Origin of the sequence: Megamonas rupellensis DSM 19944 (genome assembly GCF_000378365.1) — a bacterium.
In the GTDB taxonomy this organism is placed as follows: domain Bacteria; phylum Bacillota; class Negativicutes; order Selenomonadales; family Selenomonadaceae; genus Megamonas; species Megamonas funiformis.
Map to the genome: position 1 here is coordinate 13,541 of NZ_KB899596.1, position 8,005 is coordinate 21,545.

The window sequence follows — 8,005 nt, forward strand, 5'->3', positions numbered from 1 at the left end:
GCGTCATAGTCATATTTATTGCAGATTTTATTATCATCTGTAATAAATATAGTACTTCCCTGTTCATCGCTAGCATAGTGATACCATGTTTTTTCAGGCTCACATTCACTCGCCCACAAGTCGTAGCTTCTTATCCAGTAAAGTTATCTTCTTTAAACGGTTTGTGCTCTATTACATTTTTCTTTTCTATATTTGTATATAAATTTCCTTTTTTATATGAGTTTTGTAGTATTATTTCTGATTAGTATCCGTTCCTTTTTCACGTATACTTTTTAAAAACTGCTCCGCTAACGGATTTCCTTGACTTCGAGCTTTTTCAAACAGAAAAATAGCTTCATTTTTATTATCTATATCGTTTTTGCGGTATTTTTCAATGCCTAGTATAATCGCACCATAAGATGAGCCACGCTCTACCGCTCTTTCATAACGCCTATCTGCTGATACCTGATTTTGTGGAGAACCTCCAAAACCTTCAGCAAAAGAAAGACCAATCCACGCATCAGCGTCGGGATAAAGAGCATCTGCTGCCTTTTTCCACCAGTTTACAGCTAAGGTATCATTTTCTTCTACCTGCTGTCCTGTATAATACGCATGAGCTAGAATATACATAGATTGCACTTCACCTGCATTTGCCATATTTTCTAGCTTAATAAAAGCTTCCTTTTTTTGAGCTTCCTGCAAGGCTTTCTCCTCTTTGGCTGCCTCTTTTTGTTGCTCTTTCATCATCTTTGCCTCTTCTTTGGTTTTTGGTAAATCCACTTTAATACCAGGAAGATTTATGTTCGGTTTTAAATTAATATCTTCAGCAAAACATATATTGCCTGAAACCATACAAGCAATTAAAGCCAAAGATATAGATTTTCTTATGTTCATCAATTATTCCTCCTCAATTAATGAAGATTGATTATGTATAAGGCTCTCAGTAGAGAGCCTTGTTTTATTTTCTGTCCTCTTGTATTTTCTGATGAATTATACGTTTATATTTATCCTATGTGTTTTTTAGATATACACGACCTTGCTGGTCTTTTATTTATTTTGTCCAAATAAAAACCATTTACTTATTTTATTTATTGCTTGTAAATATCCTATATTATCCCAATTTTTTAGAATATCCTTTTTCGTTTCTTCCAATATTTTTGCGGATTGAATTTTATTTTTTTGGTTATTTATTAATTCTATATGAAATTCACGATTTTCTTCATCCTCTTCAAGATGTTTTTTAATAATTTTTATGTTAGTATGGGCTTCTTTTATCATTCTTTCTATTTTCAATGAACATAATGTATTAAAATCTTCTTTGCTTATGGAGAAATCTATGTTCTCAAGACTTTCATAATGTATTTCTGTTATATCTAATAACTCGGCAGGAATTACAGGTGTATTTATAGTAACATTCATACCCATTTTTTTTGCCATTATCGTTAAAGCCACAGCATCACGATTAAAATATTTTTCTTCATCAGAAAAATGGCTCACCATTTTTTTATATGACTTAGAAAGTTCTTCCAGTTGCCTATGAAGTTCGTTCTCATCTCTTTCATTAATAGCTAAAATAATGTCTATTATATATCTAAATAACATCTTACATGTTTTTTGAGCTCTGAATTTTTTTAGCCTTTCTATATTTTCAGTTAACAGAGTCGCATCATCATTAAGCCATGCTTTTAGAACATAAGAAATAAAATCATACGGTTGACCACAAGGTCTTTTATCATAATCACTTAAATTATATAAAATATTGGAACATTTTTTTGCCAATTTAAAATCTTTGCTTATTATTGCTGAAAACAGCATATTTGCTGCAACATATCCGTTAATACTATCACCAGCATTATATCTTTCACCTTCCAGTATATTATCATTGTCTGAATTAAACTCAAATCTCTTATAGTAAATCTGTGCTATATAATTTCTATATTTAAATAAAGCTTCTTTATCTTCATTTAAAATATACATTGTATTTCCAATATCTTGACACCTATGATACATATCTATGGCATCACGAGCAAGAACAAAATCTATTTTTTCTTGTTGATAATTTTTTATATTTTCCATAAACCCTACAAATGAATTATCTAAATATGAATATAAGATTTGTTTATTACGATAACTGACTTTATATTTCATTGTAAAAATCTCCTCATTTAAATACATTTTTGCCACACGTATGAATTCGATGTACAATAGTTTCTTTTTTCATATCTATATCTTTATCCTTTAGTTTTTCATTAATCAATTCTACAGTTTTTTCTCGTTGCTCTGCATTATAAATCATTTCGTCGCGTTTTGATTGATTTTTTACCATTTCAGCATCTCTTCTTAAGTTTTCAGCTATACTTTGTATTTGATCTCGTTTTTCTTTATACCATTCTGTTGAAGTTTGCTTTGCTCCAGATTTTACTTTACCTAATTGTGCTGTATTATATTTTGTTTCTGTAAATCTGATATCTGTAATATGTCCTTCCTTATCCACCTTGTAATAAATACCATCTATCCCCTGATTTCCTGAAGTTTTACCTATGGCTGATTGATAACCATAGATATCTTTCATTAAATAATCTGTAATTTCTTCGCAAGCATTACCAATTTTTGTAGAGTTTTCAAATGTACCATTTACTACTTTATTTAATTTTTCTTCTAGTATGTCTAGTTGTGCATCTGTATATTTAGGAACTTCTACATTTAACCTTGCACCTAAATCTTTTATAGCATTTTCGGCGTGTTGTCTGATAGTTAATATAGTTTGTTTTCTATATCCACTAGGGTCATAATAAATTACAGGGTTGTTATCACAGTAGGTATAAAGATTTAAACCATTGCCACGGTAGACATCTTCTTTGGTAAATCTAGCGATTACTGGATTATAATATCTAGCTCTTAGATAATACTGCTGAGTTATCTGGTCAAATTGCTGCCCTGTATAAAGAAATCTATTCGAGATTATTTCTTCACAAGTAGTGAGATTACCCCATGCGTCATAGTCATATTTATTGCAGATTTTATTATCATCTGTAATAAATATAGTACTTCCCTGTTCATCGCTAGCATAGTGATACCATGTTTTTTCTGGTTCACTTTCGCTTGCCCACAGGTCATAACTACGAATTAATCGCTTGATATCGCTATTAGATTGTTCAACAACGACTTCTCTATTTTCATTGAAGATGAATTGAACGAGCTTTTTGTTCTCTTCCATTTCATAACGCAGACCTTCAGCATCATAACGGTTAATCTGAACTTATAATGTAATGAAGATTGATTATGTATAAGGCTCTCAGTAGAGAGCCTTTGAATTTAAAAAGCATTAATATTGTCTCGGTATAGACTCTTCTTTTATTATTTTCAGTGTTGTTATATTCATTTCTTTTTTTATTTTTTCATTTGCTGGACCATCTCCTGAATGATAATTTATCATTCTACTAATAAGAAATGGACAATGTCTGGATAAATCTTGATGTATTAATTCACCATAAGTTAAATTTATAAATTGTTTTAAAATTATTATAATATTATCTATTTCAAAATCTGAAAAAGTATCATTATTAAATTCGCACCATATTCTACCACCCTTATAATCTGTATAATCTCTTAAAAAAATAATGGTTCTATAATAATCTATATATTTATATTTAGGATCGAATGCATATAGTCCTAATGTTTCTAATTCTTTTTTTCTTTAAAACTTTTATTTAGTCTTTTTAATATTCGATTTCTACAATAAATTTTTCCTGTAGTATATCCTTCCCCAGAAAGTTCTATTCCATAAGGAAATATATCATTATTTTTTAACAATTTTTCTATTGTTGTAAACCACTCTTTCCACATAGAAGTATCTTTTGCATCAAAATGTCCTGCTAAAAAAATCGCTTTTCTCTTCTTAGCCATATTAACCCCTTCTATTTAAAACATTTTTATATTTAGTGGTTTTAACTGTTCTATAATTTTTACTACTAGATATAGTGTTAGGATTCAAGTTACTTATAGGTAAAAATTCACCTTTTACATTTCCTTTTCCATATAATTTTTCTAAACCTTCTATATTATTCTCTAAGCATTTTCTATAACTATTTTTATAATCACCTGTTAATTTATCATAATCTGTTTTACTTGGTACTTCATAAAATCTAATATTCTTACCGTCCTTACTAACTATTACAAGGTCAGGCTCTTTTCTACTAATAGATGGGTCTATTTTTCCTGGATCTAACCTATTATTAGGAGAGTCTATCAGTATCTTACTTACATCACCAGTATTAGCTTCTTCATACGCTTTTTGCAATATTGTTTCCCAATGACCTTTTGTATTATTGTAATGCGGATGTTTCGATGTATGAATTTCTATACCTTTATATCTAAAATCCCTTACAACATCAGTGTTTTTTCTACCTTTGTTTTTTTTAAGTTCATCTGTTATTGTTTTAGAAAAATTTTCTAATGTATCATTTTTAATATCAATATCAACAACATTAGGTGCTCTTTTATAACCACTAGGGTCATAATAAATTACAGGGTTATTATCGCAGTAGGTATAAAGATTTAAGCCATCGCCACGGTAGATATCTTCTTGAGTAAATCTAGCAATTACTGGATTATAATACCTTGCTCTTAGATAATACTGCTGAGTTATCTGGTCAAACTGCTGTCCTGTATAGAGAAATCTGTTCGGGATTATTTCTTCGCAAGTGGTGAGATTACCCCATGCGTCATAGTCATATTTATTGCAGATTTTATTATCATCTGTAATAAATATCGTGCTTCCCTGTTCATCGCTGGCGTAGTGATACCATGTTTTCTCCGGCTCGCACTCACTTGCCCAAAGGTCGTAGCTTCTTATCAGTCGTTTAATATCACTATCAGATTGTTCAACAACGACTTCTCTATTTTCATTGAAGATGAATTGAACGAGCTTTTTGTTTTCTTCCATTTCATAACGCAGACCTTCAGCATCATAACGGTTAATTTGAACTTGTCCTGTAGTCGTTTCAACTCTTGTTACCCTATTGAATGCGTCGTTTTTATATATTCTCTCGCCGTCATTCATCAGGTTTCCGGCATTATCGTAGATATAATGCTTCGCTGTTGTACCAGTCGGCTGCTGGAATACCTGTCGTATCAGACGGTTCCGCTTATCGTAGAGATAATACTCCGTTACATCATTGACAATACGTTTGCTTCTATTACCGGCTTTATCGTAGAAGAGCTGTTCCTCATAGTAGGGATATTTTACATTGGTGAGCTGATTTATGCTGTTGTTGGTATAATACGTTGTGCCTCGTAACTGCCGTTTTATGGTGCAGTTGCCGTTGCTGTCATAAGCGTATCTGTTTTTCGCCAGAACTTCTCCATTGAAATCAATATCCAATTTTATGAGGTTTTTGTCTGTATCATAGCCATATAAATTCTTCATACCGTTGGCACTGACAGCTTCTTTTATAGTGCCGTCATCATTGTATTTAAAGGCGGTGATACATTTTCCTCCATCACGGATTTCTTGCAGTAAATCCAGTTCATCGTAAATATACTCCGTTGTCTTGCCTGTTACATCGGTCTGTTTTATCTTATTGCCGTTTAGGTCATATTCATAGCTTAATAAACGCTTGCCACTGGCAGATTTTTCTTTTAGATTGCCATTGGCGTAATAACTGTAGCTATAACGCATTCCTTCAGCGATAGCGGATTTTATACTGCCGTCAGGATAGTATTCATAACTTTCACGTAGACCACTTTTTCTTTCCAGTTTTTCAGTCAAGCTGTCATAAAAGTTATATGAATATTGCACCTCGTTACCACGACGGTCTGTATGTTGTCTTACTCTGCCTTCAATATCGTAAGTGAAATAATCTTTTTCGCCCGTTTGGTCGATAATTTCTTGCAGTTTGTTTAACAGATTATATCTGTAGCGAATTTTATTACCGTTGCCATCCACTGTTTCAATGATGTTTCCCGCATAATCATAGGAGAAATACTCACTGGTTCCGTTCGGTTTGATTATTTCAGTAATCCTGCCCCACTTATCGAGTCTGTACTCAGTTTTGTTCTGATTGCCGTCGACTATTCCCGTTATATTGCCCTGCGCATTGTAGGTAAATTCCTGTTTTGCCCCGCTCTGCGTGGTGATATTTTTTCGTCTGCCCGCAAGGTCGTATTCACAGTTTATACCGGATTTAACGCCGTCGAGCCGTTGCAGCAGATTACCTTCGCTGTCGTAAATATTCGTTTCCAGTATCGTACCGTTCGGTGCGATTATGCTTATGATGTTACCCTGTTTATCGTAGGTATAAGAGTAGCCTGTAGCATCCTCACCTTTTGAACTATATTCATTAGGCAGTATTTTTCGGATAAGATTCCAGATACTTTCTGTTGCCGTTTCTGTCTTCAATAATGATTAAATTACCGAAGCTGTTATAAATATACGTTATTTTCTGCTGAATGTCTTTTAAAAGATAGCTGCCTTCTTTTTCCGTTAAGATAAGCGCACAGTCTTTGCCGCGTTTATTCTCCCATCTGCCGTTTTCCCTGATAAATTCTTCTTTTTTATGGTCTTCCCGCAAAATAGTTATCTTATCTTCCTGCCGGACAAGGTGGCTGCTCAAATTTAAAAGCCATTTTGTGCCAAGTGGCTGTTCAGTGTTTTCGTAGATTGATTCATAATTGCGCTGGATCACAAAATCCTCTCCGATATCTTTGGCGATATAATCCGTCATTGTTATGAAAAAACTGCCCGTAATAAGGTCTACAGGGTCAAGTCCGCTGTCTTTCATCTTTACGACATTAGCATTAGTATCTCTAATCTTTTGCGGAGCAATTTCTTTTGATGGTAAAATATTTTGTTTAGTTGTTGAAGGCATTACAGGCGGTTCTTTTTTACTTTATTTAATTTGTCCTTTAAACTGTTTCTAACTAAATGAATATCTTTAAACAAAGCGGAATTATTGCTAAAATTCCGTTTAAGTAAATCCGTTATGGCAGAGCCGGAAATTTTTAACAGATTTGTAGCAAACTCCTTGACGCCGTTTACTAAAACCTGCGTTATATTTAATATATACCTTTTTTATATAAAGTATCATTCATTGGACAACCATTTAAAAACCATTTTTCCAGGTGAACTATAATCATATTTTCATCATTTGGTAATAAGGCACCTGCTTCATAAAGATATATTTTTTTACTATATTTATTTTGTTCTACAACTAATACTTCTTCACCACCAGTATTACCGATAACTAAAAAATTAGGTAAATATTTCATGGTTTCATATATATCTATATTTATTTCATAAAGTTCTTCTAATTTAAACAAGTTTATACTATTTTCTTCACCTACTATACTATCCATTTCAATTCCATTTGAAAACATTAATATATCTTTGTAGAAATTAGGTAAGATAAAATTATATTTGTTTTCTATCAAATGAATTTTTTCTTTTGTTGTACCTTCATTTTGTATAAAAATAAAATTTTTAAAAATTTCTTGTATATTCATTTAAAATACCTCAAAATTATTTATAATATCTTTTAAATTAATATATTAAATACATATTGTGATTGTTAATTTTTAATAACTAAATAATATAAAAATATTGTTCTAATTATAATTGAATTTTAATTATATATTGTACTATAAAAGATTAAATTTACGTTAGCAGTATAATACTTTATATTCTGTTTACTAAGTATAAAGTATTATACTGCCTTAACAAAAAAATTAATACAATACATATTAATTATAAAAAACTTTATAATTTTTTATTAAAAGCATTTATTGAATCAAAATATTTATATGCTTTTTTTATAGCATTTTGAACTATTTTTTTTTTTACACCACTATTAATTAATTCATTATAACTATAATTAAATTCTTCCTTAATGGTGGTACTTGATATGCACCCAAAATATTGGACATATTAATTAAGCTACTAATTGAAACTTAATTCTGTATTCTACAGGACTAAGTCCTTTTAGTTTTATCTTTATCCGTTTTGTATTATAATATTTTATATAAGATT

General features: G+C 31.1%; 9 protein-coding genes. All 9 read right to left on the bottom strand.

From position 1 onward, the window contains the following. Positions 1-231: 231 nt before the first annotated feature. Positions 232-873 carry a tetratricopeptide repeat protein gene (locus F553_RS11895; RefSeq protein ID WP_018999923.1) on the bottom strand — a complete coding sequence of 214 codons (642 nt, stop codon included), beginning with the start codon at positions 871-873 and terminating at the stop codon, positions 232-234. 153 nt (positions 874-1,026) lie between these two features. Next, positions 1,027-2,127, bottom strand: a complete 1,101-nt coding sequence (locus F553_RS0109530) for a hypothetical protein (RefSeq protein WP_018999924.1) — start codon at positions 2,125-2,127, stop codon at positions 1,027-1,029. Between the two features lie 13 nt (positions 2,128-2,140). After that, positions 2,141-3,196 (bottom strand): RHS repeat-associated core domain-containing protein, encoded by a 1,056-nt coding sequence (locus tag F553_RS12375; protein ID WP_020614811.1) that lies wholly within the window; start codon positions 3,194-3,196, stop codon positions 2,141-2,143. A gap of 464 nt (positions 3,197-3,660) precedes the next feature. Beyond that, positions 3,661-3,885 (bottom strand): hypothetical protein, encoded by a 225-nt coding sequence (locus tag F553_RS0109540; protein ID WP_018999925.1) that lies wholly within the window; start codon positions 3,883-3,885, stop codon positions 3,661-3,663. Between the two features lies 1 nt (position 3,886). Further along, positions 3,887-6,379 carry an RHS repeat-associated core domain-containing protein gene (locus tag F553_RS12130; RefSeq protein WP_020614812.1) on the bottom strand — a complete coding sequence of 831 codons (2,493 nt, stop codon included), beginning with the start codon at positions 6,377-6,379 and terminating at the stop codon, positions 3,887-3,889. Continuing rightward, positions 6,321-6,848, bottom strand: a complete 528-nt coding sequence (locus F553_RS12230; protein WP_020614813.1) for a DUF6531 domain-containing protein — start codon at positions 6,846-6,848, stop codon at positions 6,321-6,323. The genes F553_RS12130 and F553_RS12230 overlap by 59 nt, the downstream gene beginning before the upstream one ends. Before the next feature lie 187 nt (positions 6,849-7,035). Beyond that, positions 7,036-7,482 (bottom strand): SMI1/KNR4 family protein, encoded by a 447-nt coding sequence (locus tag F553_RS0109555; protein ID WP_018999926.1) that lies wholly within the window; start codon positions 7,480-7,482, stop codon positions 7,036-7,038. A 253-nt stretch (positions 7,483-7,735) separates the two neighbouring features. After that, complete coding sequence (locus tag F553_RS12755) at positions 7,736-7,882, bottom strand: hypothetical protein (protein ID WP_156809635.1); 147 nt, start codon at positions 7,880-7,882, stop codon at positions 7,736-7,738. Positions 7,883-7,907: 25 nt separating this feature from the next. Continuing rightward, on the bottom strand, positions 7,908-8,005 hold a 98-nt coding region (locus F553_RS12380; RefSeq protein WP_156809633.1), incomplete at its 5' end, for an IS3 family transposase.